Source organism: Alkalihalobacillus sp. BA299, from assembly GCF_017745675.1.
In the GTDB taxonomy this organism is placed as follows: domain Bacteria; phylum Bacillota; class Bacilli; order Bacillales; family Bacillaceae_F; genus Alkalihalobacterium.
Genome location: NZ_JAFLJM010000007.1, coordinates 38,639 through 56,212, shown reverse-complemented (window position 1 = coordinate 56,212; position 17,574 = coordinate 38,639). Strand labels below are relative to the sequence as shown.

Genomic DNA, 17,574 nt, shown 5'->3' with positions numbered 1-17,574 from the left:
ATGCAACGATTTATTGCATTAATGATTTTAGTAATTCCAGCTATTATTGCAGGTTATGGAATAAAACTTATGCGCGATACCGTTTTTCAAATTCTTCATACTCCATTTTTTTCATTATGGCTTCAATTTATAGTAGGTTTTATCCTTTGTATACTAGGAATTGCTTTTATAGGTGGTTTTATTTTTCATCGTGATCGAAAAAATAACAAAGTAGCTCCTCGTTTTCTTAGGAAACCAAAAAAAAGTTGAGACAAGTATGTAACTCCAGATCATTACGATATATAGAACGACTGAAATACTGTGGTTCTATATATCGTCTCCTTCAAAGAGTAGAGACACTTGAATCAACATCTTCTTATTTTTCAGACAGCCCCCACCGATCTACAATTTTCATTAGTGGGTGTTTCTCAATCCACTTTGTAATTGAAATTCGTTCAGCAACGACAGTTAAAAGCACTAACAGTAGTACCATTATATATTGTTGATGTATAGGCGCATATGATATGGTAATGATCGCTATTATGCCTCCAACTAATGTTGCCCCATTATCTCCTAACATCGCGACTGCATGGCCTTCTAAAACATAAAAAATAAATAAAAACGTTAATAAAAACAAGTAATATGAAAAAGAGACATTAACGACAACATAAGGTATAAAAATCGCAACATGCAAGAGTGATACTTTCCAAACGCGAAGTGGCCTCGTGTCAAACAAATTCATTACGTGAGGCGTTAATATCAATATTAACGAATAGCGAATCCATTGCTCTAACGATACAGGTTCGATTAAATAGAGCCAAAAGAAGGTTAACATTAAAGTACCAGTAAGCTTTAATAACCCCGTACTAAAAACACCTGCTCGAATGAATTGATAAATATGACCCTTTAACCCTTTAGGACTTCGATCTCCAATAACATCATCAATTAGACCAATTAACCATATTCCAATTAAATAAATTATGCTTATTCCACTAAATAAGTCATTATCCCACGGAGAAAAAATGGCAAATATAATATAACTATATAAAACAAACACACCAATACTATAAGGTATAGACTGCTGTAAAAAGTTGTTTGCTGTCCAGTTCATACGAGTAAAAAACACCATACTAGCAATAGCTACTAAAGGTAATGTAAAAGATAAAAAGATCATTTAACCACCTCTCACGGCCGCCTTAATATCTAACCACTGCTTCCCCCGATGAACAATGCCTCTCCAGTTCTTCCCTGTATGCCTGTGTGTGATGTTAGTATCCACTTCAATGACCTTTGCACCTGCTTGAATTAAATCTAATGTCATCGCTATTTCAATTCCATAACCATAATAATTTTTATTTAACAACGTTTTTAACCATTTACTGCGAAAAGCTCGTTGACCTGATAACGGAGCTGTCAACCACTTGCCAGTCCTTTTATAAATAGTGTTTTGGGCTTTTCGCTTAACAAAACCAAAGCCGCTTGTTTTTGCTGGAGGAAGAGTTCCTATGACTACATCAATGAAAGAATATTCTAATGGAGCTAATAACTTTTTTCCTTCACTAGCCGTCGACCCAATATCTGCATCTAAACAAACGATAAACTTCCCACTGGCTATTTGCCATCCTTCTCTTAACGCTTGTCCTTTTCCTTTATTTTCACTTAAATGAATAACTTGATCACTATATTTTTCACAGATCTGTCCTGTATTATCTGTACTTCCATCATTTACAGTTATGATTTCTTGAACCCACGGTTCTTCCCTTAAAGTGATTAATGTTTTTTCAATTCTTTCTTGTTCATTAAATGCAGGAACGACAACACTAGCTTGAATGTTCATGAGTAAAATTTTCTCCTTTAAGCCGTAATAGCGATAAGTAAAAATCTTGTATTTCGATCTCATGAATAGGTATAGCTTCTAAAGCCATATGAGGCCCTTCATATTCTTTATAAAGTTCATTTCCTATTGATATCAATATTCCATCTGCATCGAATATCGGTTCAACACCCATTTCAATTACTTTTACTTCTGCTCCAATTTCTTCTAGTAAAAATGCTAATTTATTATATTTTTCATCTTGAGCAGGAATGTACAGAGGTGTAGAGCCCATTTCTTCAGCGACAAAAGATAACCAACCATCTCTTTCAGTTTTTAATAACGCATTTTCAGAACGAAGCTGGTTAAAATAGATAGCTTGTTGCTCAGTCAACCAATCTTTATCAATAACAACACCGACAAAAGCTCCGAAAAAGAAAGTTAGTATTAAGAGAATATTTGCTCGTAATGTCATAGGTTTCGGTCAGCCTCCTACCGTTATCCAATTCCATAAAATCATAAGGAGTAATTGAATTTTAGAACTTGAAGTAATGAATAATAGCGCAGCTAAACTACCTGCTATTGGAAACAGTGGTAAAATTCGATTATTTTTCTGTTCTAATTGGTGAATTCCTTTTAAATCAACAATTCGATGTCCAGCTTGCATGCGAGTTAAAAGAGTTGCTCCCATCCCTTTTCTTCCTTTTTCTAAAAATTCATTCATAGATGCATGCCCACCTACTAAATAAATAACTTTAGCATTAGCCCAGTATGAAAAAATAATCGCTACATCTTCACTCGTTCCTACAAATGGTAGTTTTTCACATTGTAATCCAAGCTTACAAACTCGTTCAAATCCTGGTGAGTTCCCATCTAGATAACAATGAGCAATGAGCTTTGCTCCCGACTTTAATAATTTCTCACTAACCGAATCCATATCACCAATTATATAATTAGGTATAATACCTAATTCAGCTAAGCCATCCGCCGCACCGTCTACAGCTATAATTGGAAGCTTTTTTGTTTTTATTGTAGGTAAAAGAGTTAGAAAATCTTTTTTATACTTAGACCCTCTAACTACAATCACAACTTCCTTTCCGTCAAGTTCTACAAAAGGTTGGTAGATTGAGCTATCATTTAAAAAGTCAGCCAGTTCCTTTTTTGCATAAGTAATAGAATTACTTACAAAATCTTTATATAATTCGGTCAAGTGATAGGATGAGATTTTTTTTAGCTCATATACCCATTTGATGGTATATCGAAAAACTTTCGCAACCTTCACCCAGTGATCATTGTCCAATACAAACAAATCAAGATTCACGATTTTTATGTTTTTTAAATGAAATTTAATTCTGCGGTCATACATTTCCACAATATCGTAAACAGGTATTTGAGCTTCTAGTAGTTCTAATACACCATTATGGTCATATCGCCCTGTCATCGAGCGCTTTACGTTAAGTACCGCTTTCACTTTTTTAGCAATTAATGCATCAGTAGCTGTACAATCAATATCTTCATGATGCAGCATCGCAATACTTCGTTTCGGAATCACTTTAACTAAATCTTTCGTAATTTGTCCTTCATAACATACACCACTCAGGAACCAATTCATACATAACCCCTCGTGTCTTTTTTGATAGTATGTTCCAATAGGACGAATTTCAACCATATCTTCATTTTGTATAAGGGAAAATCTAGTCGGGAAAAATAAAAAAGATCTTGGAGGTGAAAAAAATGTTTCAATTTTTACACGAAAAAAATGAACGGAAAGTTTACGAAGCGGAGTACTGTGACAAAAGGTATTTAATTACTTACAATCCTGAGACTGATGAAATTGAACATATTATACCAACAATGGGTACAGATACAATTGTCCACTTATTTAAAAATTATATAGACGAACAACATTAAAGAGGCTGCTAAAATAGTCAGCCTCTTTCTTAATTAATAATTAATCTTGGTTCTTTCAACTTACTTTATGCTCAATCCGGAGTTTATCTGCAACCATTGCGATAAACTCACTATTCGTCGGTTTTGCTTTAGAGTGACTTACTGTATAACCAAATAAAGACGAAATTGAATCGATGTTTCCTCGACTCCAAGCGACTTCAATTGCATGACGAATAGCTCGTTCTACACGACTTGCTGTCGTATTAAATTTCTTTGCGATATCTGGGTATAACACTTTTGTAATTGAACCTAAAAGCTCAATATCATTATATACCATTGTTATCGCTTCTCTTAAATACATATACCCTTTAATATGTGCTGGTACACCTATTTCATGGATAATATTTGTAATACTTGCATCGAGGTTAAACTCTTTAGTTGTCGATTTAATCGGTGTTTGTTGATATGAAACAGACTTTTGGATGAATGTTTGTTTTTGTCCACTGATCTCACGAATATTAGAAATCAATGTGTCCATATCAAACGGCTTTAAAATGTAATAAGATGCTCCTAAATCAACTGCCTTTTTCGTTACATCCTCTTGGCCAAAAGCCGTTAACATAATAATATTCGTGCTCTTTTTAAGTCCTAATTGATTCATCTTTTCTAATACTGCCAAGCCATCTAAATGAGGCATAATAATATCTAGTATAAGTACATCAGGTTGCTTTTCTTCTACAATCTTTAAACACTCCTGTCCATTGTAAGCGTAACCTACAACTTCCATATCATCTTGGGCAGAAATATACTCATTTAATAAACCAACTAATTCCCGGTTATCATCTGCTATACATACTTTCACCTTTTGCACAGGACGTCCTCCTCAACTTCTATAGTAGTAAAATAATGTCTAAAGTTATATTCCAAACAACAAATTCGACACTTTAATGAAAACTCCTTTAAAATTTCTAAAATTATCTGAAAAATATTGTTTTTTATTAAGAAAATGCGTTATAATATAAAATTCGATTATTTTCGATACCTCAGCTCGGTTTTCAATTGACTTTTGTCGAATCATCTTTTTTTCTTGTTTATTTTGCAATCACAGTTAATTATATGTCAACATTCTTATATTATTAATCTTATCACAAATAAATTGTAAGATATACACGATTTTTGATGAAGCAAATACATATAATTAAATAAATTGGCTCTTTTCTCAAAGATGTTGCTTTTAACTTTTGGACCGTAAGCCAAGCGGATGCTTGGCTCTTCACGTATAGCGTGAAGGTTTTGAAAATAAAATAGCCGTTCAGACAAATGAATTTGTCTTGAAAAGGCTATTTTATTTTCAAAAAACGGTCCAAAAGCAACAAAGTTTACGAAAACAGCCAATAAATTAAAAAGACGAGCTTAGCTCGCCTTTGCATCATTTTTTCCATAAATATCAATTCCGGCTTCTTGAAGCATCCATTCAATATGACATCCATATCCACTCGTTGGATCATTAACGAAAACATGTGTTACTGCCCCAACAATTTTTCCATCTTGTATAATTGGACTACCACTCATTCCTTGAACAATTCCACCAGTAGCTTCAATTAAATTTTTATCAGTTACTTTAATTACAAGCCCTTTAGTAGCAGGATATTTTTGTGGAGTTGAACTAACGATCTCAATATCGTATTCTTGAACCTTTTCTCCTTCAACAACTGTTAAAATTTTTGCAGGTCCTTCTTTTACTTGTGACGATAAAGCAATCGGCATTTCTTGATCATGCAAGTCATTTTTTATTTGCTTTTGGGTTGTCAGTTCACCAAAAATCCCAAACGAACTATTTTTTGTAATACTTCCTAATACATGCCGTTGGTCGGAAAAGCTCGCTAATTTTTCACCTGGATCGCCATTACTTCCTTTTTCAATAGAAGTTACTGAAGATCGAATAATCTGTCCATCATGAACAACAATTGGCTTTTTTGTATCAACATCTGATATAACATGACCTAAAGCACCATATTTCTTCGATTTCGGATCAAAAAATGTCAATGTTCCTACGCCAGCAGCCGAGTCGCGAATATATAATCCTAAACGATACGAGCTTTCTCCTTTAGCCTTTAAAGGTTTTAACTTTTTTTGTATCGTTTTTTGATCCCGTTTTACTTGAATATCAAGCTTTTCTCCTTTTTCACCAGCTTCTTGAACAAAAGTGGCCACTTGGCTCATTCTCGTAATTTTTTCGCCATTAATTTCAGTAATCATATCACCTACGAGTATTCCGGCAATTTCCCCTGGTGATTGTTCACCATCTTCTGTCTGTATAAGATGATGGCCTACAACTAATACTCCATCTGTATTTAATTTTACACCTATTGATTGGCCTCCAGGAACTACTTTCACTTCAGGTAATACTTTTACGTCCATTTTCTTAACAGGCAAAGACCCTGACTGAATTGTCACCTCACCATCTCCTTGCCCCTGGGCTAATACAGTAACAGCGGCCATTTCTTCATGTTCGACTTCATTAAACATGAAATGCGATTGATTAGTGTGAGCTGTGAGGCTTCCTAATTCAGGTGTTTGTTTAACTAATTGTTGTTCCACTCCTTCAAATACGACAACTTGTGAAGGAATATTAATCCACTCATGTACTGGCTTACAAAAGCCAATACCAATGACAAAAACAAGGAGAATTGTTCCTAAAACTTTTCTAATTTGTTCTGAATGCAATTAATTCACTCTCCTCGCTCCTAAAACACACCTCCATAATTGCTGTATTACTAATGTTGCCTTGTTTCACCTCATTTATAACCGTTCAAAAAATAAAAAGCCAGCCTATTTTGGCCGACTTTTCATGTTTTGGTTTTTATTTTTTTTGCTAATAATATTAATTCACTTGCATGTTTTTGAGTAAGGTCTGTTACTTCAACTCCAGAAATCATTCTGGCAATTTCTATAATTTTTTCTTCATTCGTAAGTTCTCTTACATTTGTTTTCGTTCTTTCCTTAATTTGCTGTTTTGATATATATAAATGTTGATCAGCCATCGCAGCAACTTGTGGAAGGTGAGTAATGCAGAGCACTTGAGATCTCTCTGCAATTTGATTAATTTTTTCAGCTATCGCTTGTGCCACTCTTCCACTAACACCTGTATCTACTTCATCAAAAATTAAAGAGGTTACTCCTTGCCCTGATGAAAAAATTGTTTTCATTGCTAACATGATTCGTGAAATTTCTCCACCAGATGCTACTTTTGATAATGGTTTTAATGGTTCACCTGGATTAGTGGAAAGGAAAAATTCAGCAGTATCCATACCTTCTTCCGTAAAGCGTCCACGTGGTAATTTATTCATTTCCACCGAAAATTTCGTTTTTTCCATATAAAGCGCCTGTAACTGTTGGTGAACAGCTGCACTTAATTGTTCTGCTGTTTCTTTACGAATTTTTGATAATGCATTTGCTTCAACCTCTAAATCTAAAACGACAGCATCTAATTCTTTTTGTAGTGCTTGAATTCGATCATCCTTATTAACAAGTGTATCAAGTTCTTCTTCAACTTTAGCAGCATACTCTAATATCTCATCAACAGTTGCACCATATTTCTTTTTTAAAAAACTAATCTCATTTAATCTTGTCTCAATCATTTCAAGACGATTAGGATCAAATTCTAAATGTTCAAATTTATGACTTAATGTAAACGATGTTTCTTCGAGTAAATAATAACAATTTGAAATGGTCTCAACAAGCGTTTGCAGGTCCGGGTCTATCCCAGCTGCTTCTTCAACATGATTTAACGCATTATGTATCCATTCGAGACCTTTCCCTTCACCGTAAAGACTATTATAGCTACACGTGAGTGCTTTATAAAGTTTTTCATAATTCGCTAATCTAAGCTTTTCTTCTAGGAGATCGTCGTCTTCATGTGGATTTAAATTTGCTTTTTCTATTTCATTTAATTGATATTGAATAAGGTCGAGCCGGTGGGCTAACTCCTGCTCATTTTTATTCATTTGTTCTAATTGCTGTTTCACTTTAACATATTTTTTATAAAGCAATTGATATTCCATTTTTGTCGTTTTTAACTTATTTTGAGCAAAGTTATCCAAATAGGACATATGTCTTTCATGTTGCAGCAACGATTGATGCTCATGCTGTCCATGGATATCTACTAATGTTTGTCCAATTTCTCTAATAATACCTAGAGTCACAAGCTTACCATTTAACCGACAAATGCTCTTTCCATTCGTCGTTAAATCCCTTCGAACTATGATCATGCCTTCTTCAACTTCAATACCTAAAGACTTAGCTTTTCCAATAACAGGATGATCTTGTTCAATTGAAAATAAGCCCTCAATCTCAGCTCGATTAGCACCGTAACGAATAAATTCAGTTGAGCCTCTTCCGCCAATTAATAAACCGATGGCATCAATAATTATCGATTTACCTGCACCGGTTTCTCCTGTAAGAACTGTTAAACCTTTATTTAAAGATATCGTGAGTTCATCAATAATTGCAAAATTTTTGATGGACAATTCTACAAGCATAATATTTTCACCCTTTATAGCATATCTAAAAAGCGCTCTGAAATACTCGGGCTATCCTCTTTATGTTTACATATAATCAAGATTGTATCGTCTCCACAAATCGTTCCCATTATTTCTGACCAATCTAAATTATCGATTAATGCCCCAACTGCATTCGCATTTCCTGGTAACGTTTTCATGACGATCATATTTTCTGATTGATCAATGCTAACAAAACTATCCATTAATGCGCGCTTTAATTTTTGTAGTGGATTAAACCGTTGGTCAGCTGGTAGGCTATATTTATAACGACCATCCACCATTGGCACTTTTACTAAATGGAGCTCTTTAATATCTCGAGAAACAGTCGCTTGTGTAACATTATAACCGGAATTTTTTAATTGCTCTACTAAATCATCTTGAGTTTCGATCTCTTGATTGGTAATAATCTCTCGAATTTTTATATGTCGTTGGCCTTTATTCATTTCATCCACCTACTTATCGTATTTATTAGCATTCATTAATTGTATATTCATTATTTTACATGTATCCTCGGTGAATTCAAGGTTTTTTACAAATAATTATAAAAATTAATGTATAAATAATATAACTCAAAGTTTATACGTTTCTGTATAAAAAAGCTAACATTCCAATTTTGAAATGTGGTTAAAATGCCCACCTTAGTTACTTTTATCCCTTGGGAATCTCAATCTAACTAAAACTTAGCGGAAAAAAAGAGGAGCTATTGCCCCCCACTTAATCTTTCTTCAATTGTGCATGTGCTTGATGAACCACTTCTTCCACAGAATGCTCAGGTGACGTGAAGTCTTCTGTTGAATTCCATCGTAAGTGTAGTAAAAACTCTATATTGCCTTCCCCACCTTTAATAGGTGAATAATCGATTCCTGCAATTCTATATCCTTCATTTTGAGAAAATTCAATGATGGCTTGGACTACTTTAATATGTGTATTAGGGTCGCGCACAATCCCTTTTTTGCCTACTTCTTCTCGCCCCGCTTCGAACTGCGGCTTGATTAATGCTATGACATGACTATTCTCAAGTAATAATGTTTTTAATACCGGTAAAATAAGTTTTAGCGAAATGAATGAAACATCAATCGTTGCAAAATTAGGCAACCCATTGATTAAATCTTCAGCTTTTACATAGCGGAAATTTGTTCGTTCCATGACTGTCACGCGTTCATCTTTCCTTAACTTCCATGCTAATTGATTATAGCCCACATCTAAGGCATAGACTTGCTTAGCCCCGTTTTGCAGTGAACAATCTGTAAAGCCACCAGTTGATGCCCCAATATCTAGAACGGTAGCACCTTCTAACTGAAGATGAAAAACTTCAATTGCTTTTTCTAGCTTTAGTCCTCCCCGACTAACATAAGGTAAAACATCACCTTTGATCGTTAAGGGAGATTCGATATCAATCTTCATACCTGGTTTGTCAACGCGCTCACTTTCGACATAAACGAGTCCTGCCATCACCGCTCGTTTCGCCTTTTCTCTCGTTTCAACTAATCCTTTATCTACTAACAATACATCAATACGTTCTTTTTTGCTCATTATTTATGCCCTTTGTCTTTTTCGGGGTACCATTGTTGTTATTTTTTCAATGACTTTACTAGAAGTTAACCCAATTTCTTCTAATAATTGTGCTACACTTCCATGCTCAATAAATCGATCAGGAATTCCCATACGTTCAACTACTACACCATGAAGGTTATGATCATGGAAAAATTCCAAAACAGCACTTCCGAAACTTCCTTGAATAGCAGTTTCCTCCAACGTTAAGATTGGCATGTTCGCATTTGCAAGGTCAGTAAGCAATTGTTCATCTAAAGGTTTTGCTGAACGTGCATTTACTACTTTTACAGACACCCCTTGTAATGCTAGTTGACGGACGGCTTCTTCTGCCACAGGTAACATTGTACCGAATGTTAAGATACAGGCATCGTTTCCATCTTGAAGGACTTCCCATTTTCCAATTGGTATTTGTTTTAACTGTTCATCCATCTTTATGCCATATCCATTCCCACGTGGGTACCTGACAGCGATCGGACCGTCATCATATTGAATCGCTGTATAAATCATGTGTTGAAGTTCATTTTCATCTTTCGGCATTAAAATAACCATATTAGGTAAATGACGAAGATAAGCGATATCAAAGACCCCTTGATGTGTTTCTCCATCTGCCCCGACGAGTCCCGCACGGTCGATCGCAAAAAAGACATTTAAATTTTGGCGACAAATATCATGAACAACTTGGTCATACCCTCTTTGTAAAAATGTTGAATACACCGCAAATACTGGTTTTAATCCTTGTGTAGCTAAGCCACCTGCCATCGTTGTCGCATGTTGTTCAGCAATTCCAACATCAAACATACGCTCAGGAAAATCTAAAGCAAACTTATCTAATTTTGTGCCACCAGGCATTGCAGCCGTAATTGCAACGAGTCTTTTATCATCTCTAGCAATTTTCTTAAGTGTGTCACTAAAAACACCACTATAGCTTGGTGGACCTGGTTTTTTAACAACTTCTCCAGATTCAATCTTATAAGGCCCTAAGCCATGCCAAGTTCCTTCGGCATCATTTTCTGCGGGAGCATAGCCTTTCCCTTTTTTCGTGAGGACATGAATTAACACCGGTCCTTTTGTCTTTTTTGCATACTTCATGTTTTCGATTAAATCATCCAAGTCATGACCATCGACGGGCCCTAAGTACGTGAACCCCATTTCTTCAAAAAAGATTCCTGAAACGAGTAAATATTTTAAACTATCTTTCACACGCTCAGCAGTAGCAGCCAGCTTTCCACCAAAGGCAGGGATTTTTCGGATCAACATTTCTAGCTCTTCTTTAGCCTTATGATATTTCCCTGCCGTTCGTAAACGCCCTAATACATTATGAAGTGCTCCAACATTAGGAGCGATGGACATTTCATTATCATTTAAGATAACGATAATATCTTTTTGTTCATGGCCAATATGGTTTAAAGCTTCTAAAGCCATACCACCAGTTAGCGCACCATCACCAATAACCGCAACGACTGTATCATCCGTACCCTTTAAGTCACGTGCAGTTGCCATTCCCATTGCCGCAGATAATGACGTAGAGCTATGTCCCGTTTCCCAAACATCATGTTCACTCTCACTTCTTTTTGGGAAACCACATAATCCCTTATATTGACGTAAGGTGTCAAATTGGTCGGCCCTGCCCGTAAGGATTTTATGAACATAAGCTTGATGCCCTACATCCCATATAATTTTATCTTTTGGACTTTCTAAACAGTGATGTAATACCAATGTAAGTTCAACAACACCTAAATTAGGACCAAGATGACCACCTGTCACCGATAACTTTTCTATTAGAAAACGACGAATTTCAGATGCTAGTTCTTCCAATTCTGATTTAGATAGCTGTTTCAACATACTAGGGTCTTTTATATTCTCAAGTTCCATCAAGAACCCTCACTTTCAATTATTCTTATCTTTTTTTCTTACTCTTTCCGTTCTTACCATTATTAACAAAAAGTTTTATTCTTAATTTTACCTCTAATATATATAATATTCTACCAACCTGATAGATGATGGGAGTCGAGTATTGTATGGCTAGCGTTTTTCCTATTGATTTTCCACCAACGGTTAACGCTGCTATAACGCTTGTAAACAATACGGATATGAAAAATTGGTAAAACGAACCTTCACCGTACCCTAGTTGCAAAGATAACTGAAGAACCACATACGCTGATGCCGTTCCACTTACAATACCCGCGATATCTCCAATAACGTCATTACAAAAGTTCGCAAAGCGGTCCGCGTTTCTAGTAATAGTTACAGCGTGCTTCGCACCAATTAATTTTCTTGCTGCCATAGCATGAAAGGGAGCTTCATCCGCAGCGGTCGCGGCTACACCAATTGTATCAAAAAAAATACCTATTATTACAATAAAAAAAACAATTAACATTCCTAAAGCCCATGTTACCCCACTTAAAAGAAACGTCGAAATAACTGAAAAAATAGCCGCTAACACAAGTGTGATAACGGCAATTGCTAAACTCCAATTTATGGATTTAATAAATGAATGTTTCATTTATATGATTTGTCACCTATCTTTTAGAAGATGTTCAAAGAATACTACCTGAACATACACACTTTTATTTATCTTGTTTATGTACAATTGTACAATGAATACTGAGTGGTCATTTAAAGAGTAAACGCTGTGGCTTAGGTCCAGTAGGATTTCCCAGATACGTACCGAAGCGTCGCCGCTTTGGCGGTTTCCCTTTAAACATATCTTAGCGTCGTCACCAATCGCTAGACTAGATTACCACTTAGTCCACACTTCAATCCTCTTTAAATGTCTTGATGAACAGTCTAGGAGTTTTCCTCAGCAGCTCCTCGCTATTCTTTTATCCTCTTTTGCAGAGCAGATTTCATAAGGCAAAGTGCAAATCTTGTTGGCCGACAATCTTTACACCACTTCCATAATCCCCTCTAACTCCACTCAAGGCAGGCTACGCTGCTGGCATAACTACCCAAGTATGCCTTACACAGGTTCATATCCTATCTTACCACTAATGTATGCACCGCATACAGAAGTAAGATAAGGCCTCCGCGGAGTGAGGGTCATCGCCCACATGCCTTTGTGGATCGCCCTCACCCCTTAACACCCAGCGCCGACCCAAAGCTGGGCGCCTCAAGCCGACACAAGGAGCTTCATCGATGTGCCCTTTGGCGGATTTTTAGCCCCGCCTTCAAGAATAGAGAGCTGACTAGAATACTGCACCACTCAACTTTGTAAATTTATTATATCACTAGACAGAAAAACGCTCAATGAAAATGTATACCAGTACATCTACATCCTACTGTTATGAGCAGATTAGTGATCTCTTTCTACAATATAGTCAGTAATTGACATTAATAACGAGTTTTCAAGGTTTATATTATATAAATATTCTTTTGCTCGATTTGTATGCTCGAATAATTTATTTTTTGCCCCATCCATAGATAACAATGAAGGATAGGTGCTTTTATTTTTGTCAGAATCACTTCCTATTGGTTTTCCAATTGTTTTTGCATCTCCTTCAACATCAAGGATATCGTCTTTGATTTGAAAAACTAAACCTAGTTCTTTTGCAAACATGCGTAATTGTTCAATTTCACCATCACTTGCTCCAGCTAATATTGCTCCGGATAGCACAGCGAAGGTTAAAAGATCACCGGTTTTATGATGGTGGATATATTCTAATTCCTGTAAAGATAAACTTTTCCCTTCGCCTTCGAGGTCAGCGACTTGACCACCGACCATTCCTTCTGGCCCAGCAGCTTTGGCTAACTCTTTGATTAATTTTACTTTCATTTGATCCGTTACATTATGACAGTTCATATCACTAATTAATTGAAAGGAATAGGTAAGTAGTGCATCGCCAGCGAGTATGGCCATAGCTTCTCCAAACACTTTATGATTTGTCGGCTTTCCTCTTCGTAAGTCATCATTATCCATTGCAGGCAAATCATCATGAATTAACGAATAGGTATGTAACATTTCAATCGCACATGCGATATCAATTCCAATTTTTTCATCGTGATTAAAAGCACGAAGAGTAGCTAATACTAAGACTGGCCTTACTCGCTTCCCACCCGCTGAAATCGAATAAAGCATCGCTTCTTTTAAAGACGATGGTGCTTTTAATTCGTTAATATATAAAGGTAGTTGCTGATCTATTGCTGTTTTACTATTATTTAAAAACTGCTTTAAATTAAGATCAATAATCACTCTGCTTGATCCTCCTGAAAAGTTACTTCTTCTAATGTTCCATCTTCTGTAAGAATTTGTTCTAATTGCTTTTCAACTACTGATAACTTATCATGACATAACTTAGAAAGGTTCATCCCTTGTTGAAACATTGAAATTGCTTCCTCTAAAGGAACGTCGCCTTGTTCTAATTTATCAACGACACTTTCAAGTTCATTTATCGCTTCTTCAAAAGATAACTCTTCTTTTTTTTGCTCACTCATTACTCATCCACCTTTAATAAAGATTCTTCTTTTGTGTCTAACACTTGGCATTTTATCGTCCCATCCATGACACGAATTTGAACTTGGTCATTTGCATTTACATCGTCAGTTGACTTTACTAGCTTGTTCATTTCGTTAAAAGCTAAGCTATATCCACGATCCATCATGCGTAACGGGCTTAATACTTCTAGTGTTTGCATTTGTTGTTGAAACTGGTTTTGCTTCTCCTTTAGTAACCATCTCATATTTCGTAAAAGTTGTTCACGTAAAAATAAAGATTGTTGTTTAGATTCAACAAGCTTCCCTTTTGGGTGATTTCTCATGATGTCTTTTGTTAACTGATTGATTTGTTGTGTTCGCTTTTCTAGAAAACGGCGCATTTCTCGCTCTAATCGATCATACAATCGATCGAGCTCTTGCTCTTTTTGATGAACTAATTGTTGTGGATAGCGGAATGCATACGACTTTTGTAATCGTTGTAACCGCTGTTTCTCACGAACGATTTTTTCCATTAATGCACGCCGTAATCTAAGCTTTTGAAGGTCAATAGACTTTACAAGTTCCTTCAATTCTGGGACTGCAAGTTCAGCTGCGGCTGTAGGTGTTGCCGCTCGAATATCTGCAACGAAGTCAGCAATCGTAAAATCCGTTTCATGACCGACTGCTGATATAATTGGAAGCGCCGATTCATAAATAGCACGAGCTACTACTTCTTCATTGAACGCCCATAATTCCTCAATTGAACCTCCACCACGTCCAACGATTAATAGATCAAACATATTCCCAGCATTCGCTTGACGAATGGCTTTTACGATGGACGGTGCAGCCCCCTCACCTTGAACTAAAACAGGTAGTATTGTAATTCTTGCAACTGGAAACCGTCTTTTGATTGTTGTGATAATATCACGAATAGCTGCTCCTGTAGGTGATGTTGCAATCGCAATTCTCATCGCATAGGCTGGAAGAGGCTTCTTTAGATGTAGAGAAAAAAGCCCTTCACGCTCCAATTTCTCCTTTAATTGTTCATACGCCATATATAAACTTCCAACACCGTCTGGCTGCATTTCCCTAGCGTACAATTGATACTGTCCATATGCTTCATAAACTGTAACTTCACCACGAATAAGAACCTTCATTCCATCTTCTGGTTTAAACTTAAGAAAACGATTATTTCCAGCAAACATGACCGCTTGCATTCGGGACTGTTCGTCTTTGATTGTAAAATACATATGTCCACGATTATGGTGCTTAAAGTTAGAAAGTTCCCCTCTGATCCAGACATTCTGCAAGATGTCATCACTTTCGAATCGTCTTTTTATGTATCTCGTTACTTCAGTGACAGATAAAATAGTTTCATTAGACATAGACAACTCCTTATCTTAGTCCTCGCTTTGCCGAAATAATAGTGTTATGTAGTAACATCGTAATTGTCATCGGTCCAACCCCACCTGGTACAGGCGTTAAATACGATACGACCTCTTTGACATCATCAAAAACAACATCACCACATAATTTTCCTGTATCTAACCGGTTGACACCAACATCAATTACCGCTGCCCCTTCTTTCACATAGCTAGAATCTACAAAATTTGCCTTACCTACAGCAACGATAAGAATATCAGCTTGTTTTGTTATTTCTTTCATGTTTTCCGTACGGGAATGACAGTATGTCACAGTCGCATTTTCATTTAATAATAATTGGCCAACTGGCTTTCCAACGATATTACTTCTTCCAATCACAACAACATGCTTTCCTTCAATTTTAATTTCTTTCGACTTTAACATTTCTACAATTCCAAATGGAGTACAAGGAAGAAAGGTTTCTTCGCCAATCATCATTTTCCCAATACTAATCGGATGAAAACCATCAACATCTTTTTCTACACTAATTTTTTCAATCACAGCTCGTTCAGAAATATGATTCGGTAATGGAAGCTGTACTAAAATTCCATGGATTTCACTATCGTTGTTTAAGCTATCAATTAAATTCAATAACTCTTCTTCTGTAATGTCTTCTGATTTTTCAATAAGTACTGAACGGATACCGACTTCTTTACATGCCTTTACTTTACCGGATACATAGGATTTTGAAGCTGGATGGTCTCCAATTAAAATGACTGCTAACCCTGGAACTATACCTTTTTTACTCAATGCCTCTACTTCTATTTTCATTTCTTGCCTTTTATTCGCAGCTAATTCTTTTCCGCTTATAATCGTCGCCGTCACTTCTAACACTCCATTTCCTTTATCTTCATTTTAGTTTTTTTCTTTACCTAAGGTCTTTACAACATTAGACAAGACGCCATTTACAAAACGTCCCGACTCTTCTCCACCGAACGCTTTTGCCAGTTCAATTGCTTCGTTGAACGTAACATTAGTCGGAATATCATCAATATATTTCATTTCGTGTACTGCCATACGTAGAACTGCGCGATCGACATTCCCGACTCGATCTAACGTCCAGTTCGATAGATTTCCTTTTAAAATCTCATTAATTTCTTCCTGGTGTGCTAACGTTCCTGACATAATTTCTTCCAAGAATGGCGTAACCTCTTCATTGTCTTCGAGTGAATTTGCCAATGCATCTTTCCATTCTATCCCTGTTAAATCGATTTGAAAAAGAGCTTGTACAGCCCTTAAACGTGCTAGACGTCTATTCATACGTGTTTTCTCCTTTTGTTGCCTAATTATATGTATGATAATAGCATATTCTAATAGTGGATAACAGCAAATGCCGATTTTCTTGTTCAAGCCTTTAAGTACAGTAAATCCCTACTTATGATGCAGTATCCATTTTATGCATCCTTCAATATCAACTAGAAAACAGCCAAAGGGGCATTCCTTTGGCTGTCGATCTGCTAGTAGTATTCCCACCGGAAAATGTGTTAATCACTAGCAAAGAAAATTATTCTTCAATCAATTCTTGAGGTTCTGTTTGCGATTCAAATTGTACACCAACAACATGTACATTCACTGCTTCAAGATCTATCCCCGTCATTGTTTGAAGAGCTTGCTTAACATTCGCTTGAATTTTTTTAGCGACATCAGGAATAGACACACCATAAATAATAATTACCGAAACATCTACAATAATGCCATCTTCCTTTAATTCAACTTTAACGCCCTTACCGTGATTTTTTCTTCCTAAACGCTCTGCTACTCCTGTAGCAAAATTTCCCCTCATTGTTGCTACTCCGTCAACTTCTGATGATGCAATACCTGCAATTACTTCAATGACTTCAGGAGAAATTTCTACTTTACCTAGTTCATTTTGTTGCTCCTCTAAGTCTAAAATATGATTTTCTGGCATCATAGCACCTCCATCATTCAGCCTTATTTTCATTT

Annotated in this window: 19 protein-coding genes; 2 read left to right on the top strand and 17 right to left on the bottom strand. The window is 36.1% G+C overall.

Features of this window, described 5'->3' with window-relative positions; all coding sequences use genetic code 11:
* A complete protein-coding gene (locus J0N78_RS11010; protein ID WP_209123107.1) occupies positions 1-249 on the top strand; it encodes a DUF2627 domain-containing protein in 249 nt (82 codons plus the stop codon).
* A gap of 106 nt (positions 250-355) precedes the next feature.
* On the opposite strand, the gene J0N78_RS11005 is transcribed toward J0N78_RS11010, so the two are convergent.
* The 4 genes from J0N78_RS11005 to steA are packed head-to-tail and all read right to left on the bottom strand — an operon-like array spanning position 356 to position 3,404.
* Positions 356-1,153: a hypothetical protein gene (locus J0N78_RS11005; RefSeq protein ID WP_209123106.1), complete on the bottom strand. Its 798-nt coding sequence runs from the start codon at positions 1,151-1,153 to the stop codon at positions 356-358.
* On the bottom strand, positions 1,154-1,816 hold the full coding sequence (locus J0N78_RS11000) for a glycosyltransferase family 2 protein (protein WP_209123105.1): 663 nt from the start codon (positions 1,814-1,816) through the stop codon (positions 1,154-1,156).
* Positions 1,800-2,267: a hypothetical protein gene (locus tag J0N78_RS10995; protein WP_209123104.1), complete on the bottom strand. Its 468-nt coding sequence runs from the start codon at positions 2,265-2,267 to the stop codon at positions 1,800-1,802. Before J0N78_RS10995 ends, J0N78_RS11000 begins: the two co-directional genes overlap by 17 nt.
* A gap of 9 nt (positions 2,268-2,276) precedes the next feature.
* Positions 2,277-3,404 (bottom strand): putative cytokinetic ring protein SteA, encoded by a 1,128-nt coding sequence (steA, locus tag J0N78_RS10990; RefSeq protein WP_209123103.1) that lies wholly within the window; start codon positions 3,402-3,404, stop codon positions 2,277-2,279.
* A gap of 122 nt (positions 3,405-3,526) precedes the next feature.
* Here steA and J0N78_RS10985 point away from each other — a divergent pair, with 122 nt between their 5' ends.
* Positions 3,527-3,703, top strand: coding sequence for a hypothetical protein (locus tag J0N78_RS10985; RefSeq protein ID WP_209123102.1), 177 nt, complete (start codon positions 3,527-3,529; stop codon positions 3,701-3,703).
* A 55-nt stretch (positions 3,704-3,758) separates the two neighbouring features.
* Here J0N78_RS10985 and spo0A read toward each other — a convergent pair whose 3' ends face one another.
* The 13 genes from spo0A to J0N78_RS10920 all read right to left on the bottom strand — a co-directional run bounded on the left by spo0A (position 3,759) and on the right by J0N78_RS10920 (position 17,539).
* Positions 3,759-4,553 carry a sporulation transcription factor Spo0A gene (spo0A, locus tag J0N78_RS10980; RefSeq protein ID WP_209123101.1) on the bottom strand — a complete coding sequence of 265 codons (795 nt, stop codon included), beginning with the start codon at positions 4,551-4,553 and terminating at the stop codon, positions 3,759-3,761.
* A 542-nt stretch (positions 4,554-5,095) separates the two neighbouring features.
* Positions 5,096-6,409 carry a SpoIVB peptidase gene (spoIVB, locus tag J0N78_RS10975; RefSeq protein WP_209123100.1) on the bottom strand — a complete coding sequence of 438 codons (1,314 nt, stop codon included), beginning with the start codon at positions 6,407-6,409 and terminating at the stop codon, positions 5,096-5,098.
* Between the two features lie 122 nt (positions 6,410-6,531).
* The gene (gene recN / locus J0N78_RS10970; protein ID WP_209123099.1) at positions 6,532-8,223 is read right to left on the bottom strand and encodes a DNA repair protein RecN; all 1,692 of its coding nucleotides are present in this window, start codon (positions 8,221-8,223) and stop codon (positions 6,532-6,534) included.
* Between the two features lie 14 nt (positions 8,224-8,237).
* Positions 8,238-8,687, bottom strand: coding sequence for a transcriptional regulator AhrC/ArgR (gene ahrC / locus J0N78_RS10965; RefSeq protein ID WP_209123098.1), 450 nt, complete (start codon positions 8,685-8,687; stop codon positions 8,238-8,240).
* Positions 8,688-8,958: 271 nt separating this feature from the next.
* Entirely contained in the window at positions 8,959-9,777 is an 819-nt protein-coding gene (locus tag J0N78_RS10960) for a TlyA family RNA methyltransferase (protein ID WP_209123097.1), read from the bottom strand.
* A gap of 3 nt (positions 9,778-9,780) precedes the next feature.
* Positions 9,781-11,670 carry a 1-deoxy-D-xylulose-5-phosphate synthase gene (gene dxs / locus J0N78_RS10955; protein ID WP_209123096.1) on the bottom strand — a complete coding sequence of 630 codons (1,890 nt, stop codon included), beginning with the start codon at positions 11,668-11,670 and terminating at the stop codon, positions 9,781-9,783.
* 25 nt (positions 11,671-11,695) lie between these two features.
* Positions 11,696-12,301 (bottom strand): hypothetical protein, encoded by a 606-nt coding sequence (locus J0N78_RS10950; RefSeq protein ID WP_209123095.1) that lies wholly within the window; start codon positions 12,299-12,301, stop codon positions 11,696-11,698.
* A 789-nt stretch (positions 12,302-13,090) separates the two neighbouring features.
* The gene (locus tag J0N78_RS10945; protein WP_374193905.1) at positions 13,091-13,981 is read right to left on the bottom strand and encodes a polyprenyl synthetase family protein; all 891 of its coding nucleotides are present in this window, start codon (positions 13,979-13,981) and stop codon (positions 13,091-13,093) included.
* Positions 13,982-13,983: 2 nt separating this feature from the next.
* On the bottom strand, positions 13,984-14,229 hold the full coding sequence (locus J0N78_RS10940; RefSeq protein ID WP_209123094.1) for an exodeoxyribonuclease VII small subunit: 246 nt from the start codon (positions 14,227-14,229) through the stop codon (positions 13,984-13,986).
* Complete coding sequence (xseA, locus tag J0N78_RS10935; RefSeq protein WP_209123093.1) at positions 14,229-15,593, bottom strand: exodeoxyribonuclease VII large subunit; 1,365 nt, start codon at positions 15,591-15,593, stop codon at positions 14,229-14,231. Before xseA ends, J0N78_RS10940 begins: the two co-directional genes overlap by 1 nt.
* A gap of 10 nt (positions 15,594-15,603) precedes the next feature.
* Entirely contained in the window at positions 15,604-16,455 is an 852-nt protein-coding gene (gene folD / locus J0N78_RS10930; protein ID WP_209123092.1) for a bifunctional methylenetetrahydrofolate dehydrogenase/methenyltetrahydrofolate cyclohydrolase FolD, read from the bottom strand.
* A 30-nt stretch (positions 16,456-16,485) separates the two neighbouring features.
* Positions 16,486-16,890, bottom strand: coding sequence for a transcription antitermination factor NusB (gene nusB / locus J0N78_RS10925; RefSeq protein ID WP_209123091.1), 405 nt, complete (start codon positions 16,888-16,890; stop codon positions 16,486-16,488).
* Between the two features lie 244 nt (positions 16,891-17,134).
* Positions 17,135-17,539: an Asp23/Gls24 family envelope stress response protein gene (locus J0N78_RS10920; protein WP_209123090.1), complete on the bottom strand. Its 405-nt coding sequence runs from the start codon at positions 17,537-17,539 to the stop codon at positions 17,135-17,137.
* Between the last annotated feature and the right edge of the window lie 35 nt (positions 17,540-17,574).

Bases quoted from the DNA above. Each gene is read 5' to 3' on its own strand.
- J0N78_RS11010 (WP_209123107.1), top strand. From the start codon at position 1: ATGCAACGATTTATTGCATTAATGATTTTAGTAATTCCAGCTATTATT.
- J0N78_RS11005 (WP_209123106.1), bottom strand. From the start codon at position 1,153: ATGATCTTTTTATCTTTTACATTACCTTTAGTAGCTATTGCTAGTATG.
- J0N78_RS11000 (WP_209123105.1), bottom strand. From the start codon at position 1,816: ATGAACATTCAAGCTAGTGTTGTCGTTCCTGCATTTAATGAACAAGAA.
- J0N78_RS10995 (WP_209123104.1), bottom strand. From the start codon at position 2,267: ATGACATTACGAGCAAATATTCTCTTAATACTAACTTTCTTTTTCGGA.
- steA (WP_209123103.1), bottom strand. From the start codon at position 3,404: ATGAATTGGTTCCTGAGTGGTGTATGTTATGAAGGACAAATTACGAAA.
- J0N78_RS10985 (WP_209123102.1), top strand. From the start codon at position 3,527: ATGTTTCAATTTTTACACGAAAAAAATGAACGGAAAGTTTACGAAGCG.
- recN (WP_209123099.1), bottom strand. From the start codon at position 8,223: ATGCTTGTAGAATTGTCCATCAAAAATTTTGCAATTATTGATGAACTC.
- ahrC (WP_209123098.1), bottom strand. From the start codon at position 8,687: ATGAATAAAGGCCAACGACATATAAAAATTCGAGAGATTATTACCAAT.
- J0N78_RS10960 (WP_209123097.1), bottom strand. From the start codon at position 9,777: ATGAGCAAAAAAGAACGTATTGATGTATTGTTAGTAGATAAAGGATTA.
- dxs (WP_209123096.1), bottom strand. From the start codon at position 11,670: ATGGAACTTGAGAATATAAAAGACCCTAGTATGTTGAAACAGCTATCT.
- J0N78_RS10950 (WP_209123095.1), bottom strand. From the start codon at position 12,301: ATGAAACATTCATTTATTAAATCCATAAATTGGAGTTTAGCAATTGCC.
- J0N78_RS10940 (WP_209123094.1), bottom strand. From the start codon at position 14,229: ATGAGTGAGCAAAAAAAAGAAGAGTTATCTTTTGAAGAAGCGATAAAT.
- xseA (WP_209123093.1), bottom strand. From the start codon at position 15,593: ATGTCTAATGAAACTATTTTATCTGTCACTGAAGTAACGAGATACATA.
- nusB (WP_209123091.1), bottom strand. From the start codon at position 16,890: ATGAATAGACGTCTAGCACGTTTAAGGGCTGTACAAGCTCTTTTTCAA.
- J0N78_RS10920 (WP_209123090.1), bottom strand. From the start codon at position 17,539: ATGCCAGAAAATCATATTTTAGACTTAGAGGAGCAACAAAATGAACTA.